General features: G+C 62.9%; 22 protein-coding genes. 21 read left to right on the top strand and 1 reads right to left on the bottom strand.

Annotated features, from left to right (window positions below):
- Positions 1-33 precede the first annotated feature (33 nt).
- From GT590_RS10815 to efp, 18 genes are all read left to right on the top strand, one after another.
- Positions 34-1,416 carry an SLC13 family permease gene (locus GT590_RS10815; RefSeq protein ID WP_114533876.1) on the top strand — a complete coding sequence of 461 codons (1,383 nt, stop codon included), beginning with the start codon at positions 34-36 and terminating at the stop codon, positions 1,414-1,416.
- An 89-nt stretch (positions 1,417-1,505) separates the two neighbouring features.
- Positions 1,506-2,939: a sodium:solute symporter gene (locus GT590_RS10810; RefSeq protein WP_114533878.1), complete on the top strand. Its 1,434-nt coding sequence runs from the start codon at positions 1,506-1,508 to the stop codon at positions 2,937-2,939.
- Between the two features lie 271 nt (positions 2,940-3,210).
- Positions 3,211-4,827, top strand: coding sequence for an NAD(P)/FAD-dependent oxidoreductase (locus tag GT590_RS10805; RefSeq protein ID WP_114533880.1), 1,617 nt, complete (start codon positions 3,211-3,213; stop codon positions 4,825-4,827).
- A 224-nt stretch (positions 4,828-5,051) separates the two neighbouring features.
- Positions 5,052-5,774, top strand: coding sequence for a TetR family transcriptional regulator (locus GT590_RS10800; RefSeq protein ID WP_161171085.1), 723 nt, complete (start codon positions 5,052-5,054; stop codon positions 5,772-5,774).
- Positions 5,775-6,176: 402 nt separating this feature from the next.
- Positions 6,177-7,517 (top strand): replication-associated recombination protein A, encoded by a 1,341-nt coding sequence (locus tag GT590_RS10795; RefSeq protein WP_009609329.1) that lies wholly within the window; start codon positions 6,177-6,179, stop codon positions 7,515-7,517.
- A 105-nt stretch (positions 7,518-7,622) separates the two neighbouring features.
- Positions 7,623-8,384, top strand: a complete 762-nt coding sequence (locus GT590_RS10790) for a hypothetical protein (protein WP_009609342.1) — start codon at positions 7,623-7,625, stop codon at positions 8,382-8,384.
- A gap of 32 nt (positions 8,385-8,416) precedes the next feature.
- Positions 8,417-9,706 (top strand): AI-2E family transporter, encoded by a 1,290-nt coding sequence (locus GT590_RS10785; protein WP_009609454.1) that lies wholly within the window; start codon positions 8,417-8,419, stop codon positions 9,704-9,706.
- A 103-nt stretch (positions 9,707-9,809) separates the two neighbouring features.
- A complete protein-coding gene (alaS, locus tag GT590_RS10780; protein ID WP_114516361.1) occupies positions 9,810-12,446 on the top strand; it encodes an alanine--tRNA ligase in 2,637 nt (878 codons plus the stop codon).
- A 711-nt stretch (positions 12,447-13,157) separates the two neighbouring features.
- A complete protein-coding gene (gene ruvX, locus GT590_RS10775; protein WP_009306675.1) occupies positions 13,158-13,574 on the top strand; it encodes a Holliday junction resolvase RuvX in 417 nt (138 codons plus the stop codon).
- A 21-nt stretch (positions 13,575-13,595) separates the two neighbouring features.
- The gene (gene mltG, locus GT590_RS10770; RefSeq protein WP_114519746.1) at positions 13,596-14,753 is read left to right on the top strand and encodes an endolytic transglycosylase MltG; all 1,158 of its coding nucleotides are present in this window, start codon (positions 13,596-13,598) and stop codon (positions 14,751-14,753) included.
- A gap of 18 nt (positions 14,754-14,771) precedes the next feature.
- The gene (locus tag GT590_RS10765) at positions 14,772-15,332 is read left to right on the top strand and encodes a YqeG family HAD IIIA-type phosphatase (RefSeq protein WP_114516359.1); all 561 of its coding nucleotides are present in this window, start codon (positions 14,772-14,774) and stop codon (positions 15,330-15,332) included.
- Positions 15,333-15,359: 27 nt separating this feature from the next.
- Entirely contained in the window at positions 15,360-16,307 is a 948-nt protein-coding gene (locus GT590_RS10760) for a shikimate dehydrogenase (RefSeq protein ID WP_114516358.1), read from the top strand.
- A gap of 365 nt (positions 16,308-16,672) precedes the next feature.
- A complete protein-coding gene (gene aroC, locus GT590_RS10755; RefSeq protein WP_009609385.1) occupies positions 16,673-17,845 on the top strand; it encodes a chorismate synthase in 1,173 nt (390 codons plus the stop codon).
- Positions 17,842-18,411 (top strand): shikimate kinase, encoded by a 570-nt coding sequence (locus GT590_RS10750; RefSeq protein WP_192925343.1) that lies wholly within the window; start codon positions 17,842-17,844, stop codon positions 18,409-18,411. Before aroC ends, GT590_RS10750 begins: the two co-directional genes overlap by 4 nt.
- Positions 18,393-19,505: a 3-dehydroquinate synthase gene (gene aroB, locus GT590_RS10745; RefSeq protein ID WP_009609434.1), complete on the top strand. Its 1,113-nt coding sequence runs from the start codon at positions 18,393-18,395 to the stop codon at positions 19,503-19,505. The genes GT590_RS10750 and aroB overlap by 19 nt, the downstream gene beginning before the upstream one ends.
- 15 nt (positions 19,506-19,520) lie before the next feature.
- On the top strand, positions 19,521-19,949 hold the full coding sequence (aroQ, locus tag GT590_RS10740) for a type II 3-dehydroquinate dehydratase (RefSeq protein WP_009306668.1): 429 nt from the start codon (positions 19,521-19,523) through the stop codon (positions 19,947-19,949).
- Positions 19,930-21,096, top strand: coding sequence for a Xaa-Pro peptidase family protein (locus GT590_RS10735; RefSeq protein WP_009609341.1), 1,167 nt, complete (start codon positions 19,930-19,932; stop codon positions 21,094-21,096). Before aroQ ends, GT590_RS10735 begins: the two co-directional genes overlap by 20 nt.
- Positions 21,097-21,453: 357 nt before the next feature.
- Complete coding sequence (efp, locus tag GT590_RS10730; protein ID WP_009306665.1) at positions 21,454-22,014, top strand: elongation factor P; 561 nt, start codon at positions 21,454-21,456, stop codon at positions 22,012-22,014.
- 68 nt (positions 22,015-22,082) lie between these two features.
- Here efp and GT590_RS10725 read toward each other — a convergent pair whose 3' ends face one another.
- On the bottom strand, positions 22,083-22,388 hold the full coding sequence (locus tag GT590_RS10725; protein WP_009609432.1) for a helix-turn-helix domain-containing protein: 306 nt from the start codon (positions 22,386-22,388) through the stop codon (positions 22,083-22,085).
- 234 nt (positions 22,389-22,622) lie between these two features.
- Here GT590_RS10725 and accB point away from each other — a divergent pair, with 234 nt between their 5' ends.
- The 3 genes from accB to GT590_RS10710 are packed head-to-tail and all read left to right on the top strand — an operon-like array spanning position 22,623 to position 26,208.
- Positions 22,623-24,512: an acetyl-CoA carboxylase biotin carboxyl carrier protein gene (gene accB / locus GT590_RS10720; protein ID WP_009306663.1), complete on the top strand. Its 1,890-nt coding sequence runs from the start codon at positions 22,623-22,625 to the stop codon at positions 24,510-24,512.
- Positions 24,512-25,864, top strand: a complete 1,353-nt coding sequence (gene accC, locus GT590_RS10715) for an acetyl-CoA carboxylase biotin carboxylase subunit (protein ID WP_114519745.1) — start codon at positions 24,512-24,514, stop codon at positions 25,862-25,864. Before accB ends, accC begins: the two co-directional genes overlap by 1 nt.
- Positions 25,861-26,208 carry an Asp23/Gls24 family envelope stress response protein gene (locus tag GT590_RS10710; protein WP_009306661.1) on the top strand — a complete coding sequence of 116 codons (348 nt, stop codon included), beginning with the start codon at positions 25,861-25,863 and terminating at the stop codon, positions 26,206-26,208. Before accC ends, GT590_RS10710 begins: the two co-directional genes overlap by 4 nt.
- Positions 26,209-26,225 lie beyond the last annotated feature (17 nt).

Raw genomic sequence — 26,225 nt, 5'->3', positions numbered from 1 at the left:
CGACCGCTCTCCCAATTGAAAAAAGGGGAAACCATGAAAGAATTCAGTAGGAAGAACCTCGTTTTGCTCGTGGTGTCAATCGCGGTGGGTGTGGTAATTGCGCATATACCGCCACCGGAGGGACTTGACAGCGTCGGTATGACGTATCTCGGTATTTTCGTGGGTATGCTGGTGGCGCTCATATCGAACGCCGTGCCCTCGTGGGCGGCTTGCTTGGGCGCTCTCGCGCTCATGGTGGCCTTTCGAGTGGGTACGGTCGCCGAGGTGTTCTCGGCGTTCGGAGGCAGCATCGTCTGGCTCATGATCGCCGTCTTCACGTTTGCCGCCGCTATTGAGAATTCGGGTTTACTGACCCGTTTGGCGTTGAAGATGCTGTCCGTCTTTCCTAAGAACTACCGTGGCCAGGTATTGTCGCTCATGGCCGCCGGTTTGGTGATCAGCCCACTCATTCCTTCAAATAACGCGAAGACCAACCTGCTTGTTCCGATGGCAACCGAGATGACCAAGCAGGTTGGCTATGAAAAGAAGAGCGGTCCCGCGCTCGGTTTGCTAACCGCCGTGTTCATACCTCCGTATATCGGTTCGCATGCCTTTTTGACCGGCAGCGCTAATGTGGCGTTCATGTTGGGTGTCATCGGGTTGTCGTTTTCATGGGTGGGCTATCTCTCCATGACGTGGGTCTGGCTTATCCTTTTGCTTGTCGGTACGTATATCTTCTGCATGGTGTTCTGTCGCCCGAAAGAAAAACTGAACCTTCCCGCGAGCTACTTCTCCGACAAGTACAAGGAACTGGGAAAGATGAAGAAGGAAGAGTGGGTTGCGCTTGTCGTCATCGCCGTCTGCCTCGTCCTGTGGATCGGCAACTTCTTCGACGCCGGCATGGTGGCTCTGCTTGGCGGTATCGTGCTGTGCGCGTTCGGCATTTTGAAGCCGAGCGATTTCCAAACGCGCATCCCTTGGGGTCTGATCATGTTCATCGGCGCAATCATCAGCATCGCTGGTTTCATGAGCCCGCTTGGAGTGAGTGCCTGGATTGCCACCGTGCTCGGCCCGATCGTCAGCCCGGTGATCAGCAATGTATGGATCTTCGTCCCTGTTCTGTTGATCATCACGTGGGTTTTGCGAGCGTTCATTCCCGCCCAGGGACCGTGCTTGATCATTCTGTTCTCCATCTTTGGTCCGCTGCTTCCTGACGCGGGAATCTCGCTGTTCATTCTTGGCTTCGTCGAGTATATCGGTGGCAACATCTGGTTCAATTCATTCATGAACCCGTTCGTCATCGGCACCCTTGGCGTTGCCGGCAACGAATACGTTACTATCAAAGAATTCAAGAAGTCCGCTTACGCGTACGCCGTCATTTCGATCGTGGCAATGATGGGGAGCATCCCGCTGTGGATGGCGATGGGCCTGTGCTGACCTCCCCTGCATCGATGCGTTGATGCATATCGTTTCAGGGCCCCGCTTGGTTTGTCCGAGCCGGGGCCCTTCTCGCGAAAGGAACTTGTATGAGTCTCCCGCTTATCATGCTCGTTGCCTACATTGCCATAACCGTGATCATTGGCGTTGTCGTGGCGACGCGCGGATCGTCTTCATCCCGTCAATTCCTGACTGCTCAGGGCAATCTTGTGTGGTTCATGATCATCCCGTTGCTCTTCGCCGAGATGATGGCCGGAGCGGCTACCATCGGCAAGGCGGCTACTGGATTCACCACCGGCATATCGGCCGTGTGGGTGAACTGGGGCATGTCCATCGGCATGATCGTTTTCATCGTGTTCGCCGCCCGTTTCTACCGGGCAATGCACCGTAAGTACGACATCCTCTCGGTACCCGAGGCTTTCAAGTTCATGTTCGACCAGCGATGCCGGACCGTGATGTTGGTCATCATAGTGGTGACGTACTGTTTCTTGTATTCTTCTCAACCTATCAGCGCAGCGGCACTCATTGCGCCAATGGTGGGTCTGGATCCCACTCCGGTCGCTTGGTTCGTGTCGGCGCTCTTCGTCGCGGTCACGCTGCTAGGGGGCATGAAAGGTCTGGCCATCATGAACATCGCGCACATGGTGGTCATGTACGGCGGACTGATAGCGGCGACCTCGGGTAGCCTCGACATGGTCGGAGGCTTGGGAGCGCTATACGAGCAGCTGCCGAGCAGCTACTTCGACCTGCTCCAGCCCGACATCTGGTCAACCTTGGCAAACGCCATCGGCATAGGCATCAGCTTCATCGCGGCGGCCACCATGGTGACGGCTACCATTTCCGCGCGTTCGGCACGCGATATGGCCGTTGGCGCATGGGGAGCTGCCGTCATCGTCATTCCGTTCGCCACGCTTCCTGCGATTATCGGCATGTGCGGTATGGTTGCCATGCCCGATGCGTCGCCCAATGGCATTCTGTTTGCCATGTCGAACGCTCAAGGTCCCGTTGTCGCCGGTGTTGTGTCCATGTCCATCGCCGCTGCCATCTGGTCGTCTGCGCCGGCAGCCCTGCTGTTTATCTCCAACACGCTGACGCAGGATCTGTACGCCGTCGTGCGGCCTCAGAGCACCGATCGCCAGCGTTTGGCGTTCTCGCGCTTGATGGTGGTGCTGCTCGGTATCGTGGCCACATGGCTCGGGCTCAATGCGTCATCCATCCTGGGTCAACTGTACGCTGCGTTTCAGATACGCTCGGTTGTGGGAATCGTGTTGTTGGTATCCATGGTGTGGCCGCGCGTGTCCAGTACGGCTGCGTTTTGGTCCATGTTGCTGGGAGGCATCGTCGCTGCCGTGTGGCATTTCGCAGGCAACCCTCTGGGCATGGAGCCTTTGTGGCCCGCATGTGGCACCACCATCGTCGTATTGGTGGCATTGACGCTTGCCAGCAAGACAAAGGTCTCCGCAGGGTACGCGCGTTACAAAGAGGCGCGCGACGAGCTTGCTCGAGCTGAGGGGCGGTCGTGAGGCCGGGCGCATCCCCATTCCCGTTGAAGTGGGCATGTTCGACGCATACGGCTTGACTTTTCTAATACCCGTATTCATCAGGTGAAACATTTGCTTCAAATGTGTTTCGCTCGTAGGTTTTACGCTGGTGCGCATCTGCTGGGAAGCGTGACCCCACTCAGGTCGAAGTGTCTCTTGAGCGACGGATCGATACCGGCGTATAACTGAACCAGAAGTCGTCGACGTATGCTACGCGAAGTGTCGACGCCCGACGAGAGGAAGGGTGAAGATTATGTCCGAGCACTATGATTTCGTTGTCCTGGGCGGCGGCCACAACGGTCTGCTGACAACGGCCTATCTGGCGAAAGCCGGCTTCAGGGTCTGCTGCCTTGAAGCAAACGATGAGTTCGGGGGAGGCACGCGTTCGGGGGAAGTGTGCGCGCCTGGCTACATCAGCGACTTGGGCGGCATGATCCACAGCATGATCGCCCGTACGCCTATCGTACGTGAGGATGAATTGGGGCTCATCGAGAAATACGGGCTTGAGTACGTCTCAACCAAATCCCTGTTCTGTTCGATTTTTCCCGACAACACGGCGTTGGTCATGGATCCCGACATGGACAAGGCTTGCGAGAACATTGCCCAGTTTTCGGAAAAGGATGCCGAGACGTACCGCAAGTTCAACAAGTACATGTCCGAGATGATGTCCGTCGCGCACGTTGGCGCGCAGGCACCCCCGCCGCCGTACGGCACCATGATGAACGTGATGTACCAAAGCCCCGAAGGCCGTGAGTTCCAGCGCGTGCTGAACTCCTCGGCGCAGCAGATTGTCGAAGAGTGGTTCGAGTCCGAAGAGGTGCGCGTCACGTTCACCCGCTGGTGTACTGAGATGATGATCGACCCGCGTGAAATCGGCACCGCATCGCTTCTGTACTTCACCTCCAACATCCACAATCCTGATCTGTACTGCATCAACGGCAAGGTGAACCACGAGTATCCCGGTGCACCGTTCCCCAAGGGCGGCAGCAAGAGCTTCATCGATGCGCTGTGCTGCTGCTGTAAAGACGAGGGAGCTGATCTGTTCTTGAATGCGGAAGCCAGTGCTTTATATGTCGAGAACGGCGAAGCGAAGCGTGTGCGTATCCTCGACGGCAGGATCTTCGAGGCTGATCAGGGAGTTGTCAGCTGCATCAACATCAAGCAAGTGTACGCCATGCTGGGGGACGCCGCTCCTGAAGACGAGGCGCGTGCCGTTGCCCGTTTGAAGCATGCTGACTTCGGTGCGCTCAACCAGTCCTTTGCGCTCAAGAAGATCCCTGAGTTCAAAGCGGGTCCGGAAGTGCTCGAGGCGTTTTGCATCGAAGCGGCTCCGTACGAAAAGGAATACCTGCAAACATTCAGCAACTACCCGCTGGGGGAGTTTAGTCCTCGTCTGCCCTTGATCACCATTCCGTCGCTGCTGGACGAAACGCGCTGCCCCGAAGGCCATAGCGTAGTCAATATCTACCAGTACGCTCCGTACCGCCTGTGGGGCGATCCGCAGAATTGGGTCACGCACAAAGAAGAGCTTGAGCGTCAGGTGTGGGATTTCTTTAAGGGCATGACCACCAACATCACCGATGACGATGTCGTTGGCCACTGGAGTCTCACCCCGCTCGAGTACGAGCAGTGGGATCATGCCATGGTGTGCGGCGACATTGGCCAGATCGGCCTGCAGCCCAGCCAGATGTACGACATGCGTCCGTTTGCTGGCAAGGGTCATGAGTACCACGGCGCTATCGACAACCTGTACTTCCTGGGATGCTGCTCGCATCCGGGCGCCGGTATTGCCGCCTCAGCCCGCGCGGGCGTGCAAAAGCTGCTGGAAGACTACGGTGTCGATTTCCGTGAAGTTGTGAAGAAGAAGTAAGCTGTTGGCATCTCTTTCCCCGGTTGACGCTCGGGTTGACCGGGGATGCGCTCGGGGTGTCTGTCGAGCATGAAAGACTGTGTATGTTCCAGAGGACGAGGCCTTGTCAGCGGTTTCCGGGTCGTGCCGGAAGGGCGGAGTGCGCCTCCTCATCCGCCCTGGAGCAGGATGCGTGCTGGGATGTCGGGGGAGGGACGTGCGATGTGCAGGGAGGGAGCCATCGCATGTTCGACTCCCAGAGGAGTTTTGCATTTTCCGGAGACAGCTATTCAGATGGGAAAGCCGCGGCGCGGTGTGCGACCTGCGAGCTTATCGCTGAGTCGTTTATGGGCTTGGTCGCTGAAGGGAACGGTTTGCGCCGTGTCACTGTGGTTGATATTGCCCGCGAAACGGGCATCAGTAGAAAGACATTCTACAATTATTTCGAGACGGTGGAGTCGCTCATCGCGTGGATATACCGCACCAACGTAAGCGCTTTGCTCGTGCGGGGTGGGTTCGCCCCCTCGTCGCTCCTGGTGCCGGACAAAGGTTTGCACGACCCGTTTCCCCAGATGCCGTTTTATGTGCAAGTGGATGACGGCGGGACGTTCGAGAGCCAGAAGCTGTTCTTCAAGGCGCTCGGTGACTATCTGCAAAGTCGACGAGAATACTATCGGCATTTGTTCGCCAGCAGTGATCATTTCCGGTTGTTCGACTATCTGCTTGCCCTGTATCGGCCTGCGATCGCCCAGGATATTCGCATCATGCTGCACGGACGCAATATGTCCGAAGAGATGGTGGCTTGCCTGTCCGAGTATCATACGCTGGGGATTTTCGGGCGCATTCTCCTCCACTACACCCGCACGCACCGGTATATGATGCAAGGGGAGCTGGATTCCTTTTTCTGCTACGGTCATGAGATGATTCGCTCGACGCTCGATTGGTGCTGCGGCGAAGAAGTTCGATGAAGCCCTACCCCCGGCCAGAAGGATGAACCCACCTTAAAAGGTGGGTGCTCGCAGCCCGCTTCCTGGCTTTCGTGTCAACGGACACGAATCCCCATTTCACACGCGATCTTGAGCTCCCTCATGTATCAGCATCGGTCCATCGCAAAGTATGGCTACGAGGGCAGGACCTGCTTTTGAGTATATGGGTAGCATCGTTAAAATAAAGACTTGACATCCGGTTGTTTCGCCGATTACACAACCCGGTCTTCTACATGCCGAGCGGCTGCGGATCGAGCGACGGAATGCGAGGACGGGAGTGCGTTGTCGCCCGAAGGCCTCGTTTTCGGGCGCGATTCCGAGTTTTTCGGGCGACAATGCAACGTCCGCTAGGCAAACAAGCGTTCGCATGATACGATATATGGCATGGATACCTTATTTACCGAAATGGAAAACGAGCGGAAGTCGGAAGTGGCGCCCTTGGCAGTGCGCATGCGTCCGCGCACGCTCGAGGAAGTGGTCGGCCAGGACGAGGCGGTGGGCCCCGGCTCGTGGCTGCGCAACGCCATCGAGCAGGACCAGTTGAGCTCGGTCATCCTGTTCGGCCCGGCGGGCACGGGCAAGACCTCGCTCGCGCACGTCATCGCCGAGACGACGAAGGCTACGTTCGTGGAGGTGTCGGCCATCGGCGGCACGGTTTCGGATCTGCGCCGCGAAATCGATGCCGCCGACAAGCGCCTGTCGGCGTTCGGTTTGCGCACCATCCTGTTCGTCGACGAGATCCACCGCTTCAACCGCAGCCAGCAGGACGCGCTGCTGCACGCCGTGGAGGATCGCGTGCTGGTGCTGGTGGGAGCCACAACGGAGAACCCCTTCTTCGAGGTTAACTCGGCGCTGATCAGCCGCTCGCGCGTGGTGGAGCTGCACGGGCTGTCCGACGAGGAGATCGTCAGCCTCGTGGAGCGTGCGCTGGTCGACGAGCGCGGCCTGGGCGGCCGCTATCGGTTGGATGCCAAAGCGCGCGACGCCATCGTGCTGCTGGCGGGCGGCGACGGGCGCGCGGCGCTCACCACGTTGGAGCTTGCCGCCGGTATGGTGCAGCCCGGCACCTCGAAGAAGCCCGCGAAGATCACCGAGGACAACGTGCGCGCGGCCACGCCGCATCGCTCGCTGCCCTACGACAAGAACAAGGACATGCACTACGACGTCATCTCGGCGTTCATCAAGTCCATGCGCGGCAGCGACCCCGATGCCGCGCTGTACTGGCTCGCCCGCATGATCGATGGGGGAGAAGACCCGAAGTTCATCGCGCGCCGCATGTTCATCGCTGCGTCGGAGGATATCGGCAACGCCGATCCGCAGGCGCTGCTCATCGCTGAGGCCGCGTTCAAGTCGGCCGAGGTCATCGGCTATCCCGAGTGCCGCATCAACCTGGCGCAGGCTGCCATCTACCTGGCGCTCGCGCCCAAGAGCAACGCGGCGGAGGCGGGCATCGATGCCGCGCTGAACGAGGTGCGCAACGGGCCGTCTCGCAACGTGCCCGACCATCTGCGCGATCGGCACCGCCCCGGATCCGAGAACTACGGCGAGTACAAGTATCCGCACAGCTACCCCAGCGGCTGGGTGAGCCAGCGCTACCTGCCCGACGGTTTGGAGCGCGGCTGCTTCTACCGGTCGAGCGATCGCGGTTGGGAGGCCTACCGCAGCGACACGTTCGCGCGAGACCGTCTGGATTCCGGAGAAAACCCCACGTCGCGCGGAAGGTAACCGATTGTCTACTCCTGTGGAAGCAGGGTGAAAAGTTGACCTCGGCCTGTATATCATCCGAGGTGCTCGTGCTATAGTAATGGCTTCGGAAACAGGAGGCATACGGTGGATATCAGCGAAATTCTCAGCATAGCGTTGCCGGTGGTCTATGTGATCGTGGGCGCGGTGCTGGTGTGGCTCGTCATCGAGCTTGTCATGACCGTGCGCAAGACACGCAAGACGGTCGACGATCTGCAGAAGCAGGTCGAGCCTACGCTGGCAAGCGTGGAGCGTATCACGGCGTCGCTCGAGCCCGTCGCGGCGAAGGTGGATCCGCTGGTGGAGCGTGTGTCGCTGACGGTCGATGCCGCCAACCTCGAGATCATGCGCGTCGATCAGATTCTCGAAGACGTGAACGAAATCACCGACTCGGTGGCCTCGGCCGTCGAAGCGGTGGACACGGTGACCAACGCTCCGGTGGAATTGGTGAACAACGTGACCTCGCGCGTGCGCAACGCGTTCAAGTCGCGCCGCGCCAGCGACGAGTCGGTTGCCCTCGGCCAGGCGAAAGCCGAGCGCTCCGCCTCCCATGGTGCGAACGGACACGGCACCGAAGTGCCCGTTTCGACCGCCGACGTCGTCAAGGGCGTGGTGACCACCTCGGTCGCGGCCGCGAAGGAGGCCGTTGCCGACCAGCGCGAGCAACGCGCCGAGCAGCGTGCCGAGCGAGACGAGAAGGCCGAAGCCAAGCGCGTCGCCGCCGATAAGACGTCCGAAGTCGCCGCCACCATGGCCGATGCCGTGGCTACCGCCGCGAACGCCGATGCCGCAGCTGCGCAGCAGTACTTCACGTACGACGCAGACGAAAAAGCGAACCAGGGCAAGTAACGACAGCATACACGGCACGAAAGGGCGACTCGGTGGAGACTCCCAGCTCCGAAGCGACGAAAACCGACAAAGCGAAGCGAAGCTTTCTCATAGTCTGGACGATCGTGGGCGGCATTCTGCTCACGGGCGTTCTCGTTTACCTGTTCAATATTTTGAGCGTGCCTATCGGCATCGTCATCTGGTCCATCGTCATCGTATTCTGCCTGCGAGGACCGGTGAACAAGCTGGAGAAACTGGGCGTTCCACGCGTGGCCGGCACGACGATCGCCTACGTCCTGATGTTCGTTGTTCTGGCTTTGGTGGGGCTTCTCATGTTCTCGCCGGCGTTCGGCGTGGGCGACCAGTTCACCAACCTCATCGAGAGCATTCCGGGCTACGTTCAGACCATCGCCGGGTGGGGCAACGACCTGTACACGCGCTACGCCGACGTGCTTCAGAACGACACGGTACAAACGTGGATCAACAATGCGCTGGACGCCATCGTCTCATGGGCTTCGACGTTCGCCCGCGATAGCGCCAACGGCGTGGTCGCCATCGGGACGGGTCTGGTCAACACGTTCGTTGCGCTCGGGTTTGCGCTGGTGGTGGCTTTCTGGATCCTCATGGAGCTTCCGCAGCTTGGACGCGAATGCATGCGCCTCGTCAACCCGAAGCGCCACGAGGATCTGGAAATGCTGCACGTCACGTTCACGCGCGTCATGGGCGGCTACATCAAGGGCACGCTTTTGCAGTGCGCCATCATCGGCGTGGGCTGCGTCGTTCTGTTCGGCGCCATCGGCATCCCGAACTACGCGGCGCTCGGCGGCATCGCCGGCCTGTTGAACATCATCCCCATCGTGGGCCCGTGGCTCGGCGGTGCGCTTGCGGCCATCGTGGGCGTGTTCGTCAGCCCCTGGATCGCGGTCATCGCGCTCGGCGGCACCATCGCCATCCAGCAGATCGTCTATACGTTTATTTCGCCGAAGATCATGGCGAACTCGGTGGACGTTCATCCGGCGCTCACCCTCATCGCTTTGATGGCGGGCTCCGCTATAGGCGGCGCTATGAGCGGCTTCACGGGCTCGCTTGTGGGTATGTTGGCTTCCATTCCCGCCGTCGCGGTTGCGAAGTCGGTTTTCGTGTATTATTTCGAAAAGCGCACGGGGCGGCAGCTGGTAAGCGCAGACGGCGTGTTCTTCCAAGGCACCACCGCCTCGGACGGCACGCTCGATCCCATCGCCGATGCCACGTCGCCGCATCCCGACATCTCGGCGGCGTTCGAGCGCGTCGAGCAGCGCAAGGCCGAGGCCGATCAGAAGGCGCAGCATCGTAAGAAGCGTTGATCGGGCTTTGTTGGCCTGAGCGCGTGGGGGCGTGCGGGCGCACGTCGTTAGTGGAGCAGCGGGTCGTGCGAGGCGGCCCCCGAGGAGATAGAAAGACGCGACTATGAAGTACATGACCAGCGCGGAGATCCGCGAGAAGTACCTGAGCTTTTTTGAGGAGAAGGGCTGCAAGCGCTGGCCCTCGTCATCGCTCATTCCCGACGACCCGTCGTTGTTGCTGACGAGCGCCGGCATGGTGCAGTTCAAGCCGTATTTCCTGCAGCAGAAGCACCTCGAAGCCCCCTACATCGGCACGACGACGGTGCAGAAGTGCGTGCGCACGAACGACATCGACATCATCGGCACCACGGGCCGTCACCAGAGCTTCTTCGAGATGTTGGGCAACTTCAGCTTCGGCGAATACTTCAAGGAGGAGATGTGCGCGTGGGCGTACGAATTCTCCACCGAGGTGCTGGGCCTGCCGGCCGAGCGCCTGTACTTCACCGTGTATCTCGACGACGACGAGACCATCGAGATCTGGAAGAAGCTGGGCGTGCCCGACGACCATATCTCGCGCCTGGGCGAGGATGACAACTTCTGGCGTGCCGGGCCTACGGGCCCCTGCGGCCCCTGCTCGGAGATCTACTTCGATCAGGGCGAGGACTTCGGCTGCGGCAGCCCCGACTGCGCGCCTGGTTGCGACTGCGACCGCTTCCTGGAGTACTGGAACCTCGTGTTCACCCAGTACGACGGACAGGAAGACGGCACGTTCGTGCCCCTTCCGAAGAAGAACATCGACACCGGCATGGGCCTCGAGCGCATCGCGGCCATCCTGCAGGGCGTCCAGTCCAATTACGAGACGGACGTGCTGCGCAGCCTCGTGGCGGTGGGCGAGAAGCTGACCGGAACGACGTACGGCGAGGACGCGGCCATCGACCTATCGCTGCGCATCATGGCCGATCACAGCCGTGCCGTGGCATTCATGATCGCCGACGGCATCCTGCCCTCCAACGAAGGCCGCGGCTATGTGCTGCGCCGTCTGCTGCGTCGCGCCGTGATGAAGGGCCATCTGCTGGGCCTCGACAAGCCGTTCCTCAACGATTACGTCGACGAGATCGTGAACCTCATGGGTCACGTGTACCCCGAGATCGTGGAGAACCGCGAGCTCACGCGGCGCGTCATCCTGTCCGAGGAAGAGCGCTTCGGCGCAAACCTGCGCCAGGGCCGCGCGTTCCTCGACGAGGCGCTGGCCGAGCTCGAGGGCGAGGTGCTGCCGGGCGACCGCGCGTTCACGCTGCACGATACGTACGGCTTCCCCGTGGAGGTCACGCGAGAGCTGTGCGACGAGCGCGGCATCGAAGTTGATATGGAAGGCTTCGGCCGCTGCATGGACGAGCAGCGCGAGCGCGCTCGCGCTGCCAATACGAAGGACGCCGAGGCGGCCTGGTCCACCTATGGCGGCGTGATGAACGAGATCCTCGAGGCCGTGGGCCCCACCGAATTCCTCGGCTATACGAAGAACGACGCCGAAGCGCGCGTGCTGGCGCTTGTGAAAGACGGCGTGCAGGTGGATGTGCTGGAGGCGGGCGACGAGGGTCGCGTAGTGTTGGACGCTACGCCCTTCTACGCTGAGAAGGGCGGCCAGATCGGCGACGCCGGCGTGCTTGCGAAGGACGATGCCATCGTGGCGGTCCTGGACACGAAGGAGCCCGAGAAGGGCCTGATCGCGCACACCGTGAAGGTGGAGAGCGGTCGCTTGAGCGCGGGCGATGCCGTGCATGCCGCCATCGACGTGCCGCGCCGCGAGCGTATCCGCCGCAACCACACCGCTACGCACATCCTGCATTGGGCGCTGCGCGAGGTGCTGGGCGACCATGTGAAGCAAGCGGGCAGCTACGTCGCCGACAGCCGTCTGCGCTTCGACTTCACCCACTTCGAGGCCATGACGGCCGAACAGATCGCCGAGGTGGAGCGCCTGGCGAACCAGAAGATCATGGAGAATCATCCCGTGCGCGCCTACGAGACGTCGCTCGCATCGGCACGCGAAGCCGGCGTCATGGCGCTGTTCGGCGAGAAGTACGGCGAGTTCGTGCGCGTGCTCGACATCGAGGGCTTTTCGCAGGAGCTGTGCGGCGGTACCCACGTTTCGGCTACGAGCGAAATAGGCTTCGTTAAGATAACCTCCGAGACCAGCGTGGGCGCGAACCTGCGTCGTATCGAAGCCGTGACCAGCTTCGACGCGCTTGCGTACATGAATCGCGTGGAGGCTGAGCTCAAGGAGGCGGCCGAGTCTTTGCGCGTGCCCCTGTTCGACGTGAGCGAGCGCACGGCATCGAACATGAAGACCTTGAAAGACCTGCAGACGAAGTTGAAGCGTGGGCGCGAGGCCGTGGCCGACGACGGCATCAACGCCTTGCTCGAGACCGCGCAGACGAGCGCTGCGGGCTATCCGGTAGTGTTCGGCCGCATGCCGGAGGCCGATGCGGGTCAGATGCGCAACATGTGGGACGTGCTGCGCACGCGTTTGGGCCAGCCGGGCGCCGCGGTGCTGGCCACGGAGAAAGACGGCAAGCCCACGCTGTTGGCGGCCGGCACGCCGGAGGCGGTGGAGGCGGGCTTCGACGCAGGCGCCGTCATCAAGGCGATCTCGGGGAACATCAAGGGCGGCGGCGGCGGAAAGGCCGCCATGGCGCAGGCCGGCGGCAAAGACGCCTCGGGCATCGATGCGGCCCTTCAGGCTGCGCGCGACATGCTGCTGTAGGGTTGTTGGCTGGGCGCCGTGCCGAGGGGTGCGGCGCCCAGGCGGTCCTGAGCTCGCTCGAAACGTCCACAGGACGTTTCGGCTCGACGGGTGCGGCGCCGCGAAGCGAAGCGTGACAAGTCCCCGAAGGGGAAATCTCGCGGCGCACCCCTCGGCACGGCGCCCGAGGCGGTTCTTCCGCTGGGGGCACCGGCTCTGCGAGCGGCGCTTCAACCTGCGGGGCGTCTTTTTCGGCGGCTTCTCCGTGAATCGGAGAAGCCCTTTTTTCATCCTGGGGAGTGATCATGCTGCCTCGCTTGCCTCTTCGTGACGCGCGTGACCGTCTTGTCGTCTTCGTCAACCTGGGGCGTGCGAAACGGATCGAGAAATCCTATTCGGTCGTTTGGCGGGCTGATTTTGGCAAGAATTTCGAGGTAGGTAAAAGTTACATATATCTAACTTGGCTAAAAGCGAGCGTGTGAGAAAACCGACCAGGTGTTTTGCGCACAAGTTACGATGCAAAGACGGTCTTCTGGCGTCCCACATTCACCTAGCTCAAAATTTTTGCCATATTCTCGCACCTCGACGACAAGTCGCCGTCTATCGACCGTGCGATTTTCTCAAAAGAGGTTGCGAGCATGCTTGCGCTCTTCGCCAGGTTGCCGCATTGACGTACAATAAGCTGAAAGCGGAAAGCCGCGCGTATCCGCCGGTAACATGAAAGGGCTCATCATGCGAATTATGGCTTTGGATATTGGGGAGACGCGCGTGGGGGTTGCGGTGAGCGATCCGGGGGAACGGGTGGCTTCTCCGGTGGCCGTGCTGCCCGCCTCGGAAGTGCTGAACTGCGCGAAGCCGTTCCAGCGAGCGCTTGAGGATTGGGAGCCGGAGCTGCTGCTGTGCGGACTTCCCTACACCATGGCGGGCGCGGAGGGGCCTCAGGCCGCGCGCATTCGGAAAGCGGCGAAAACCATATCCGACGCCTGCGGCATCCCTTACGAATTCGCTGATGAGCGGTTAAGTTCGCAGGAAGCCAAACGGAGTTTGCGTGAAAAGGGCATGACCGAGAAGGCCATGCGCGGCAAAATAGATATGATAGCCGCAAGTTTGTTTTTGCAGGCGTGGCTTGACGCGCGCCGTGAGGCTTGATGGAAGAAGAGGATCAGTTCCATGCCCCAGCACAGGAAGCAAGTCACCTATTCTCAGCGTCCGAACCATGCAGCTCGCTCGGCTCATGCCCGGGGCGAGCGCCAGTTCCGTACGTACGATACCAGCTATATCCGCCCGAAGAAAAGCAAGGCTCCTGCTATAGTCGCCGCCGTTTTGGCCGTTCTCGTCGTCGGAGGTTTGGCGTGGGGCGCGCTCACCCTGTTCAACAGCTGTTCCGCGCAATCGGTCGAGCTTCTGGCCGAGGGTCAGGAGGCCACGATCACGGTGGCCGAAGGTGCTGGTGCCAAGGTCGTCGGAGAGCAGCTTGCGGAAGCCCGTCTGGTTTCCAATGCGGGAGACTTCACGAAGCGCGTCAACGAGATGGGCGTTGATTCCCAGCTCAAGCCCGGTACCTACACATTCGCGGGCGGTATGTCGCTCGACGCCATCATCAACCAGCTGACGGCCGGTCCGGTGGCGAACGCGCTCACCATCCCCGAAGGCAGCACGCTCGAGGCCGTTGCCCAGAGCGTGGCAACCTTCACCGAGAATCACATCACGGCGGACGCGTTCACGGCCGCTGCGTCGGATGCCAGCGCATACGCGGCCGACTACGACTTCCTGGCCGACGCGGGCACGAACAGCCTGGAAGGCTTCCTGTTCCCGAAAACGTACGAGATCGGCGACGATGCCACGGCCGAGTCGGTAGTGCGCATGATGCTCGACCAGTTCAAGACCGAGACGTCGGGGCTCGATTGGTCCTACCCGCAAAGCCAGGGCCTCACCATCTACGATGCCGTGAAGCTGGCTTCCATCGTTGAGCGCGAGTCGTCGGGCGACGAGCAGATCCGCGCCCAGGTGGCCTCGGTGTTCTACAACCGCCTGAACAACTTCGGCGATCCGAACTACGGCTTCCTGCAAAGCGATGCGACCACGGCTTACGAGCTGGGTCACGACCCCACCCCCGAGGATATCAAGAATCCAACGCCGTTCAACACCTACACGAACACGGGTCTGCCTCCCACGCCCATCTGCTCGCCGGGTCTCGATTGCCTGCAAGCCGTGTGCAACCCTGCGCAGACGAACTACTTCTTCTTCTACTTCGCGCCTGATGAAGGCGGTACGATGCAGTACTACTTCAGCGAAACGTACGAAGAGCATCAGCAGACGTTCTCCTAGGCCGTTAGCGACAACGCCATGTCTTTTCTCGAACCCGACCGCTACTTTGCGCGCATCTCGCGCATCGATATCGACCGCGACCTGCTGGCGCTGGGCTTTCGCAACGTGCTGCTGGACGTGGACAACACCATCCTCACGCGTGACACCCACGAAGTGCCGCGTGACGTGGGGTTCTGGCTGGCGAAGGCGCGCGACGCGGGCATTACGTTCTGCCTTGTGTCCAACAACTGGCACGAAGGGGTGTACCAGCTGGCGAACCGTCTTTCGCTGCCCATCGTGGCGAAGGCCGTCAAGCCGTTGCCGCCCGCGTTCCTCATGGCTTTGCGCAAGCTGGGAGCGAAGCGTTCCGAGACGGTGGTCATCGGCGATCAGCTGGTCACCGACGTCATGGGCGCGCATTTTCTGGGCATGAAGGCGTATCTGCTGGCTCCGCTGGTGGAGCAGGATCTGCCCCATACGCTGCTGCTGCGCAACTTCGAGCGCGTCGTCATGGGCGAGCGTAAGCCGGAGGGCGCCGCATCGACGTCGCAGAACGCCGTCCCCTGCGAGGATGAGGAACCCGACGCGCAGGGCGTCTGATGTGAACGAGCGAGCGAAAGGATCGTTATGACCGACACGCAAGCCGAACGGCCGGCCGAGAGCCTGTACCTCTTGGGACATCCCATTGCGCACTCTTCGTCGCCCGCGATGTACAACGCCGTGTACGAGCGCTTAGGATTGCCGTGGCGCTACGGTTTGGCTGATTGCGCGACCGAGGAAGAGGCGCGCTCGTTCGTGGAGGCGCGCGGCTTCCTGTCCATCAACATCACCACGCCGTACAAGCCGCTCGCGTTCGAGGCCGCCACGGCGAAGGCTGCCACGGCGAAGCTCGCCCAGGGCGCGAACGTGCTGGTGAAGAAGGGTGACGCGCTCATCGGCTTCAACACCGACGGCCAGGGCTGCGTGGCGTACTTGGAGCGCACGGGCTTTTGCTTCGCAGGCAAGCGCGTGGCCGTGTGCGGCACGGGCCCCACGGCGCTGTCCATCCTGCACGCATGCGCCATCGCCGGGGCGGACGTGGCCATGCTGGTCGGGCGCGACAAGGAGCGCTCCCGCAAGGTGCTCGAAGGCTACGTCGAGCGGTTCGGCCTGTTGGCAAATGCCACGGTGGACCTGCCGGCAGCGCAGGCGCACCATCGCAGCTTCCGCACGGCTTACGAGCGCACCACGTTCAAGTTCGGCAGCTACACCACGTCCACGAAGGCGCTGGCCGCCGCCGATCTCGTGGTGAACGCGACGCCGCTCGGCATGAACGAGGGCGACGGCTCGCCGTTCGACGTCGGGCTTCTGAGCGCGGGCCAGACCGTGTTCGACGCGGTATACGGCCACGGCGAGACGGCGCTCGTGCGCGCCGCGCGCGAAGCGGGATGCACGGTGCACGACGGCGCCGGGATGCTGGTAGCGCAGGCAGTGGCCACCGTGCACGCCGTGTGCGACCTCGCCGAGGTCGACGTCGCCCTGTCTGACGACGAGCTGTTCGCCTTGATGGCGGAAGCGGCAGGATTCGACCTGTAGACTTCCGTCATCCTGAACGGAACCGACTGGTTGCTTCGTCATCCTGAGCGGAGCGCGTAGCGCGGAGTCGAAGGATCCCGTGAGGCGCCAGCTGGAAGCGTCTCGGTTGGCACCGTACGGCATCCTTCGCGTCCCCGCTTCGCGGAGCCTCCCTGCGCTCGCTTCGCGTGCTCGGGAGTTCGACAGTCCACTGGACTGTCGAATGCTGCGCTCGCTCAGGATGACGAGTACGTGAGCCATAGGGATGGGGTTGATGACTCATTCGATGCGGATGCGGCGTGCGACCTGCTTTTTGCTAGCCTTGCCTGAACGGTAGGGTACAATACGATGCGAACCATTCGTATCAGCGCGGAAAGCGACAGACTATGCGATACCTAACAGCAGGCGAGAGCCACGGTCCGTGCCTGACGGCCATCGTCGAAGGCGTGCCCGCGGGCTTGAAGATCTCCGAATCGCAAATCAACACCGACCTTTCTCGTCGTCAGTCCGGTTACGGGCGCGGCGGCCGCCAACGTATCGAGCGCGATACCGTGGAGGTCGTCTCCGGCGTGCGCTTCGGCCGCACGCTGGGAACTCCTATCGCGCTCGTGGTGCGCAACCGGGACTGGGAGAACTGGACCGATCGCATGGCCGCGTTCGGCGAGGCTCCGTCCGACCTCGCCCGCGAGGTCACGCCACGCCCCGGCCACGCCGACCTCGTGGGGGCGCTCAAAACCGACACGTCCGACTGCCGCAACATCCTCGAGCGCGCAAGCGCCCGCGAGACAGCTGCGCGCGTGGCGGCGGCCGGCATCGCGCGCGAGTTCTTGGCCGACCTGGGCGTGGAGGTGTTCTCGTACGTCACGTCCATCGGAAGCGCGTCCTTCGAAGAGGACGACGCGTTCATGAACGCTCCCGACTACAAGCCGCTTGCTATCGAGACGAGCGAGGTGCGCTGTCCCGACGAACAGGCGACGGAGGCTATGAAGGCCGAGATCGACCGCGCGAAAGACGCGGGCGAGAGCCTGGGCGGCACGTTCCGCGTCGTGGTGACGGGGCTCGTGCCGGGCGTGGGCGGCTACGCCTCGGCAGGCGATCGTCTGACCTCGCGTTTGGGTGCTGCCCTGTTCTCCATCCCCGCCATCAAGGGCGTCGAGTTCGGCCTGGGCTTCGAAGCGGCACGGCGCGTGGGCTCCGAGGTGCACGACCCCATCGCGCTGGACAAGCAGGCCGGCTTCGTGCGCACGTCGAACAATGCGGGCGGCCTCGAAGGCGGCATGACCACGGGCATGCCCCTCATCGTGAGTGCGGCCATGAAGCCCATTCCCACGCTCATGACGCCGCTCGAGACGGTGAACCTCGACACGTTGGAAGTCGAAGAGGCGTCGAAGGAGCGCAGCGACACGTGCGCCGTGCCCGCCTGCGCCGTGGTGGCCGAGAGCGAGGTGTCGTTCGTGCTGGCCGAGGCGTACCTCGAGAAGTTCGGGCGCGATAACATGGCCGACATCAAGGCGGCCGTGAAAGCGTACCGCCAGCGGCTCAGGACGATGGCGCGATGAGGCACGAGGCTTCGAGACGACCTCGCGTGGTGGGGGAGCTTGCGCGCCCCGTGTTCTTCGTGGGATTCATGGGCGCGGGGAAGACGTCGGTCGCGCGACGGCTGGCGCGCACCTGCGGCGTGGCCTCGGTGGACATGGACACGTACCTCGAGCGCCGCGAGGGCAAGCGCGTGAAGGAGATCTTCGCGCAGGCGGGCGAGGACGGCTTCCGCGCCATCGAGACGGACGTGCTGCGCGAGCTGGCCGGCAAGGAGCCGCTGCTCGTGTCGTGCGGCGGCGGCGTGGTGAAGCGCGATGAGAACCGCGCCATCCTGCGCGATGCGGGGTTCGTCGTGTACCTGAAGGTCACGGCCGACGAGGCGAAGTCGCGCATCAGCGACACCTCCACGCGCCCTTTGTTCCAGGACCTCGATGCCGCGCGCAAGACGTCCGAGGAGCGCCTGCCCCTGTACGCCGACGTGGCTGACCTCACCATCGACACCGCCGGCAAGAACGTGGCTACCATCGCGCGCGAAGTGCAGAGCGCGCTCGAGAAGGAGGGCATCCTGTGCCTGCAACGAAAGTGATCGTCAACATCCCCGGCGAAGAAGCCTACGACGTGCGCATCGGCGGCGGCGTGCTGGCGAATCTGGGCGCGCATCTGCGCAAGCTGCCGGCGTTCGCCGAGTCGGACCGCGCGCTCGTCGTCACCGACGAGAACGTTGCGCCGCTGTACCGCGCCGACGCGAAGGAAGCGCTCGCGCAAGCCGGGTTCCGCGTGAGCGACATCGCCGTGCCGGCGGGCGAAGGCTCGAAGTCTGTCGAGGTGGCGGGAGAGATATGGGAGGCCATGGCCAGCCTTGCGCTCGGCCGCGACTGCGTGGTGGTGGCGCTCGGCGGCGGCGTGGTGGGCGACCTCGCCGGGTTCGTTGCCGCAACCTATATGCGCGGCGTGCCGGTGGTGCAGGTTCCCACGACGCTGCTATCTATGGTGGACTCGTCGGTGGGCGGCAAGACCGGCGTCAACCTGGCGGCCGGCAAGAACCTCGTGGGCGCGTTCAAACAGCCGGCGTACGTGTGCGCCGACACGGCCACGCTGGCCACGCTCGACGAACGCGAGTGGGCCTGCGGCTGCGCGGAGATAGCGAAGTCCGCGGTCATCGACTCGGACGACTTCTTCTTCTGGCTGGTCGACGCGGCGGGCGCGCTGGCGGCGCGCGACGAGGTGGTAGTAGAGGAGGCCATCGCGCGCTCGGTGGTGTTCAAGGCCGACGTGGTGGCCGCCGACAAGTCCGAGAGCAAGGGCGTGCGCGAGTGCCTGAACTACGGCCACACGTTGGGACATGCGGTCGAATCGCTGGCGGGGTACGGCGCGTTCTCGCACGGCGCGGCCGTGGCCGAGGGCATGCGCTTCGCCGCGCGCATGGCCGTGTCGCTGGTGGACGCGCCGCTCGATTTGGTCGAGACGCAGGACAGCCTGCTCGACCAGCTGGGCCTGCCCGCCCTCGACTGGTCGGCCGAGCCGGAGGCCATGCTGGAGGCCATGAAGCGCGACAAGAAGGCCCGTCGCGGCCAGGTGCGCTTCGTGCTGCCCCGCGACGTGGGTTCCTGGCAGCTCGCCGACGTCGACGACGCCACCATCCTCGACCACCTGAACGCTTGGGCTCGCTCGAAGGCATAGGGGAGGAAGCCGATTATGAAGAAGATTCTGGTGTTGAACGGGCCGAACCTCAATTTGCTGGGAGTCCGCGAGCCCGACGTGTACGGCACGGTGACGCTTGCCGACATCGAGCGCGAGGTGACGGAATACGCGGCCGAGCGGGGTGCGAGCGTCGACTGCTTCCAAAGCAACCATGAGGGCGCGCTCATCGACAAGTTGCACGAGGCGCGCGGCGCGTACGACGGCATCGTCTACAATCCCGGTGCGCACACGCACTACTCGTACGCGCTGCGCGACGCCGTGTCGTCCATCGACGTGCCCACGGTGGAGGTGCATCTATCCGATATTTCCGCGCGCGAGGAGTTCCGCCGCATCTCGGTCATCGCGCCGGTATGCGTGGCGCAGATCAAGGGCAAGGGCAAAGAGGGCTACAAGGAGGCCGTCGATGTGCTGCTCGCCCGATAGCGCCGCGCTCGCTGCGGCTGCCGGGCCTCGCCTCGATCGTCTCCGCGCCGCCTGCGCCGATGCGGGCATGGGCGCGTTCTTCGTGCGCGACACCTCGAACATCGCCTGGCTCACCGCGTTCGACGGCGTGTTCGACGACGAGGACGCGCACGCGCTGCTGGTCACGCCGCACGATGCCGTGCTGCACACCGACTCGCGCTATAGCGAGGCGGCGCGCGCGGCTGCTGCCCGCGAAGGAGCGGTCGCGGTCGACGACGCACGGGTCACCCACGCGAAGTTCGTCGCCGAAACCTTCGCCGCCCGCCACGTCGACCAGCCGTCGGACGGGGCCGAAGCCATCGCGCTCGGCATCGAGGACTCCATGACGCTCGCCGGCTTTCGCGCGCTCGAAGCCGCCTTCGCGGAGGCTCCCGCGCGTCCGCAGTTGCGCGAAACATCCGACTCCATCGTGAACCTGCGCGCCGTGAAAGACGTGCAGGAGATCGCGCGCATGAAGGCGGCTCAGGTCGTCACCGACGCCGCGTTCGCGCACATCGTGGGGTACATGCGTCCCGGCATGACCGAGCGCGAGGTGCAGATCGAGCTGGAGGACTTCATGCGTCGCCACGGCGCCGAGGGCCTTGCGTTCCCGTCCATCGTAGCCGCGGGCGCGAACGGCGCGAGCCCCCATGCCATTCCTGGCCAGACGGTGCTCGAGGCGGGTCAATGCGTCGTGCTCGATTTCGGCGCACGGGCGCACGGGTACTGCTCGGACATGACGCGCACGGTGTTCCTGGGCCAGCCGTCCCAGAAGATGCGCGATGCCTACGCGGCCATCCGCAGCGCGAACGAGCAGGTGGAAGCCGCGCTCAAGCCGGGCGTGACGGGCAAGGTCATGCACGAGCTGGCCGAGCGCGCGCTCGCGGACGCGGGTTTCGCCGGCAAGATGGGCCACAGCTTGGGCCACGGCGTGGGTATCGACATCCACGAGCAGCCCGCGCTGTCGCCGCGCAACGAGCAGCCCCTCGTGCCGGGTAACGTGGTGACGGTCGAGCCGGGCATCTACCTGCCGGGCGAATTCGGCATGCGCCTGGAAGATTTCGGCGTGATCACGCCCGACGGCTTCGAGGTCTTCACCCGATCAACCCACGATCCGGTGATCCTGTAGCCGGTTCTCCGCCCGGGCGGTGGATTTCTGGGCGCAAAACGGCACCCATGACAATTCAGAGAGCGAAAATCGGGCGGTGAAAGCCTCACGATTTTCGCCATCTGGGCTTTTGCGGGGCCAATGGGGCGCTGCATCCAACAAATGCGTCCGGAAATTGTCATGGGTGCCGTTTTGCGCCCAGCACCTCGGCACGCGTTACGGTTTCGCGTCCGTCCCGTCGGTTCGCCCTGATTTTTTTCTGATACGGTTGATGTGCGCACGCAAGGTTTGCCCGACACGTTATAATGTACCGGTTTGAACGCTGATCGGGCCCCGCGGCGCGCAGCGGATCGCCCGTGAACGAAAGGATTACCGAGTATGGCTATCTCTACCGCCGATTTCAAGAACGGCATGTGCATCGAGTTTAACGGCAAGCTGTGCACCATCGTCGAGTTCCAGCATGTGAAGCCCGGCAAGGGCAGCGCCTTCGTCCGCACGAAGCTGCGCGACATCAAGACCGGCCGCATCATCGACAACACGTTCAACGCCGGCGTCAAGGTGGAATCCGTGCGTCTCGAGACGAAGAAGCTGCAGTACCTCTACAACGACGGTGCCGATTTCAACTTCATGGACAACGACACGTTCGAGCAGATGGCCATCTCGACCGAAACCGTCGGCGATGCCGCGAAGTGGCTCAAGGAGAACGACGAGGCGTCGCTGCTGTACGCTGGCGACGAGCTGATCAGCATCGAGCCCCAGATGTTCGTCGAGCTCGAGGTCACGCACACCGAGCCCGGCTTCAAGGGCGACACGGCCACTAACACGACGAAGCCCGCCACGCTGGAGACCGGCGTCGAAGTGCAGGTTCCCACGTTCGTCGAGATCGGCGACGTCCTGCAGATCGACACCCGCGACGGCCGTTTCATCAAGCGCGTGTAGCAAGCGCGAAACCCCGACTCGGCTCAATGGAAACGAGGGCGCCCGACGGGCGCCCTCGTTTTGTTCGTCTACATACGCGCGTGGTTGTCGGGCAGGGGGAGGGGATAGTCCTCCAGCTTGTAAGCGGCGAGATCGAGCAGCTCGCCGGGGTTCACGTCGAGGGCGCGGGCCAGCTTCACGATGTCGGAGAGGCGCACGTCCACGAGGCCGCCTTCGAGGTTGCTGATGCGAGGATGCTTCGTGCCCACCATCTCGGCCAAGGTGGTTTGGGAGAGTCCTTCGGAGGTGCGCACTTCGAGAAGCCGGCTGCCCAAGTCGGCAGACAGGCGCTGGACAAGGGGATCCTTGCGCGCCATCTTCTCGTTTTTGCTCATCTCGCTCATACAGAAAGCGTAACGGCGCGCAAAACCCAAGCCGTCATCCAGCGATTACAATGCAGCGTCTTTTTGATGAGCGTGCTGCATACGTATGGCCGCCTCGGCCTCCCGCCGCTCGAAATCTGTTGCTTGTCGGTGAATTTCCCCGGTCATGGCTATCGCGGCAAGGGGTTACTCTATAATTCTTGTTTCGATCTTTGACTAACTGCAAACCGAAGGGGGTGTGAGTTCATGCCAAGGCTTCAGATCATGGATACCACCATCCGTGACGGCCAGCAAAGCCTCTGGGCCACGCGTATGCAGATCGGCGACATGCTGCCGATCCTGCCTAAAATGGACCGTGTCGGGTACTGGGCCATCGAGGCGTGGGGCGGTGCGACGTTCGACACGTGCATGCGTTTCCTCGACGAGAACCCGTGGGAGCGGCTGCGATCCATCAAGGCGCAGACGCCGAACACGCCGCTTGCCATGCTGTCTCGCGGCCAGAACCTCGTGGGGTACAAGCATTATTCGCGTGACATCTGCAATCACTTCATCAAGGCCGCGAAGCGCAATGGCGTGCATGTCTTCCGCGTGTTCGACGCGCTCAACGACATCCGCAACGTCGTCGACAACGCCGAAGCCATCAAGGAATGCGGCGGTCACTTCGAAGGCGCCATCTCCTACACGATGTCGCCCGTGCACACGCTGGACAGCTTCCTCGACTACGGTCAGAAGCTCAAGGACCTCGGTGCCGACTCCATCTGCATCAAGGACATGGCGGGCATGCTCACGCCCTACCGCACCGAGCGCATGGTGAAGGCGTTCAACGCCGAAATCGGTTTGCCGTTGCACATCCACTGCCATTACGTCGGCGGCATGGCGCCCGCCAACATCCTCAAAGCCGCCGAAGCCGGAGCCGCCATCGCCGACACGGCTCATGCGCCGCTGGCGTTCGGCAACTCGCATCCGGCCGTCGAGATGATCGTGGCTGCGCTCCAGGAGAGCCGCTACGACACCGGCCTCGACCTCGACCTCCTGTTCGAGATCGCCGAATACTGGGAAGACATGCGCAAGCGCGGACACTACAAGCGCGGCGTCTCGTCGCTCACGCACATGCAGGTGTACTCGCACCAGGTGCCGGGCGGCATGATGTCGAACCTCGTGTCGCAGCTTGAGATCCAGAACGCCGCCGATCGCCTGCCCGAGGTGATGCGCGAGATTCCGAAGGTGCGTGCCGAGGTGGGCTATCCGCCGCTCGTCACGCCGTTGTCGCAGATCGTGGGCACGCAGGCTGTGTTCAACGTGCTCACCGGCAAGCGCTGGAGCGTCGTGTCCAAGGAGATGAAGGACTACATCTGCGGCTACTACGGCAAGGCTCCGGGCCGCATGGACAAGGACATCGTGGCGAAGGTCGTGGGCAACTCCGAAATGCTGCCGCCCGACGTGGCGCCCGGTTCGCTGGTCACCACCACCTACGCTCAGGTTGAAGAAGAGATCGGCGACCTCGCGAAGAGCGAGGAGGACGTGCTCATGTACGCCCTGTTCCCGAACGAGGCGCGCACGTTCCTGAGCAAGCACCGCACATCGGAGAAGGTCGATTTCCTCATGGAGCAGGAGTCGAGCCACACCAAGGAGGACGATTACGTGGACATCAATCAGATTCGCGAGCTGGTTCGCGTCGCCGAGGAAAGCGGCGTCGGCGAGATCGTAGTTGAGGAAGAGGGCACCCGCATCGCCGTACGCATGCCGGGAACGATGTCGGCCGAGGCCGCTGCCGTGGCCGCTGCGGCCGCGCCGGTTGCCGCCGTGGCTCCGGCTCCCGCCGCCGCTCCGGCAGCCGCTGCCGACGACGTGGAGCGTCCGAGCGATTGGTACGCCGTCACGGCTCCCATGGTGGGCACGTTCTATACCTCCCCGGCACCCGGCGAACCGCCGTTCGTGCAGGTGGGGGACGAGGTTGCCGCCAACCAGACGCTGTGCATCGTCGAGGCCATGAAGCTCATGAACGAGATCGCCGCCGAGGAGATGGGCACCGTCCGCGAGGTGTGCCTCGAGGACGCCACGCCCGTCGAGTTCGGCACGGTGCTGTTCTACATCGAGCCCCACGGTGCCCCGGCTCCGGCTCCGGAGACAGCATAATGTTTAACAAGATTCTCATCGCGAACCGCGGCGAGGTGGCGCTGCGCATCATGCGCGCCTGCAAGGAGCTGGGCGTGAAGACGGTCGCGGTCTACTCGACCGAGGACGCCGACACCTATCCCGTGCAGTACGCCGACGAGGCCGTGTGCATCGGCCCCGCTCAGGCGAACAAGAGCTACCTCATCATGGCCAACATCATCGCCGCGGCGAAAACCACCGGCGCGGAAGCCGTGCATCCCGGCTACGGCTTCCTCGCCGAGAACGCCGACTTCGCCCGCGCCTGCGCCGATAACGATCTCGTGTTCATCGGCCCGGCTCCCGAGTGCATCGAGCGCATGGGCGACAAGAGCTCCGCGCGCGAGACGATGAAAGCGTGCGGCGTGCCCACCGTTCCCGGCTCCGACGGCTGCATCGAGACGGCGGCCGAGGCCAAGGCGTTCGCCGACAGCGTGGGCTATCCGGTGCTCATCAAGGCCACGGCGGGCGGCGGCGGCAAGGGCATGCGCGAAGTGCACGACCCGGCCGATCTTGAGGCTCAGTACCAGGCCGCGCGCACCGAGGCCGGGGCAGCGTTCGGCAACGACGGCGTGTACCTGGAGAAGCTCGTGCTGCGTCCGCGCCACGTGGAGATCCAGGTGCTGGCCGACGACTTCGGAAACAACGTCGCCCTGTGCGAGCGCGACTGCTCCGTGCAGCGTCGTCATCAGAAGCTCATCGAGGAAGCGCCCTCGCCGGCCCTGACCGAGGATCTGCGCCGCGCCATGGGCGTGGCGGCCATCAAGGCCGTGCGCGCCGTGAACTACAAAAACGCTGGAACCATCGAGTTCTTGCTCGACGAGCGCGGGTCGTTCTACTTCATGGAGATGAACACGCGCGTGCAGGTGGAGCACCCGGTGACCGAGCAGATCACCGGCACCGACATCATCAAAGAGCAGCTGCGCATCGCTTCTGGCGAGCCCATGAGCTGCGCCCACCGTGCGCCGTTCTCGCCTGCGGGCCATGCCATCGAGTTCCGCATCAACGCGGAAGATCCGCAGCACGGCTTCCGCCCGTGCCCTGGCACCATCACGAAATTCGAAGCCCCGGCCGGCCCCGGCGTGCGCGTGGAAAGCTACGTGCGCACGGGTTCGCGCATCTCGCCGTACTACGATTCGCTGGTGGCGAAACTCGTGGTATACGGCCAGGATCGCGAGGAAGCGCTTGCGCGCGGCCGCCGCGCCCTCGACGAGTTCGTGATCGAGGGCATCGAAACCACGATCGCCTTCCATCGCCGTGTGCTCGATAACGCGATGTTCTGCTCGGGCGATGTGACCACCGACTTCATCGAAACCCAGATGGGAGACGTACTATGACAGAGCTTAACGTCGACGGCATGGCGCTTGCGCCGGGCGTCGTCGAAACCATCGTGTCCATCGCGGCCAACGAAGTGGAGGGCGTGGCCTGCATCGGCCCGTCCACCACGAGCGGCCTGCGCTCCGTGTTCGGCAGCAAGCCCTCCACTCAGGGCATCGACATCACGGTGGACGAGGAGGACAAGCTGCACATCTCCATTCGCGTGGACGTGTACTACGGCTATGTGCTGCCCGACCTCGCCGCCAATATCCGTCAGGCTATCTCCGACGCGGTGACCAGCCAGGTTGGCATTCCGGTAGGCTCTGTGGACGTGTACATCGACGGCATGCAGTTCGCCCGCTAAGCGTCCGGAGGCTTTAA

The sequence above is a fragment of the Eggerthella sp. BIOML-A1 genome (genome assembly GCF_009875595.1).
Taxonomy (GTDB): domain Bacteria; phylum Actinomycetota; class Coriobacteriia; order Coriobacteriales; family Eggerthellaceae; genus Eggerthella; species Eggerthella lenta.
Note: the sequence above shows the minus strand (reverse complement) of the source record. Positions and strands in the feature narration are given on the sequence as shown.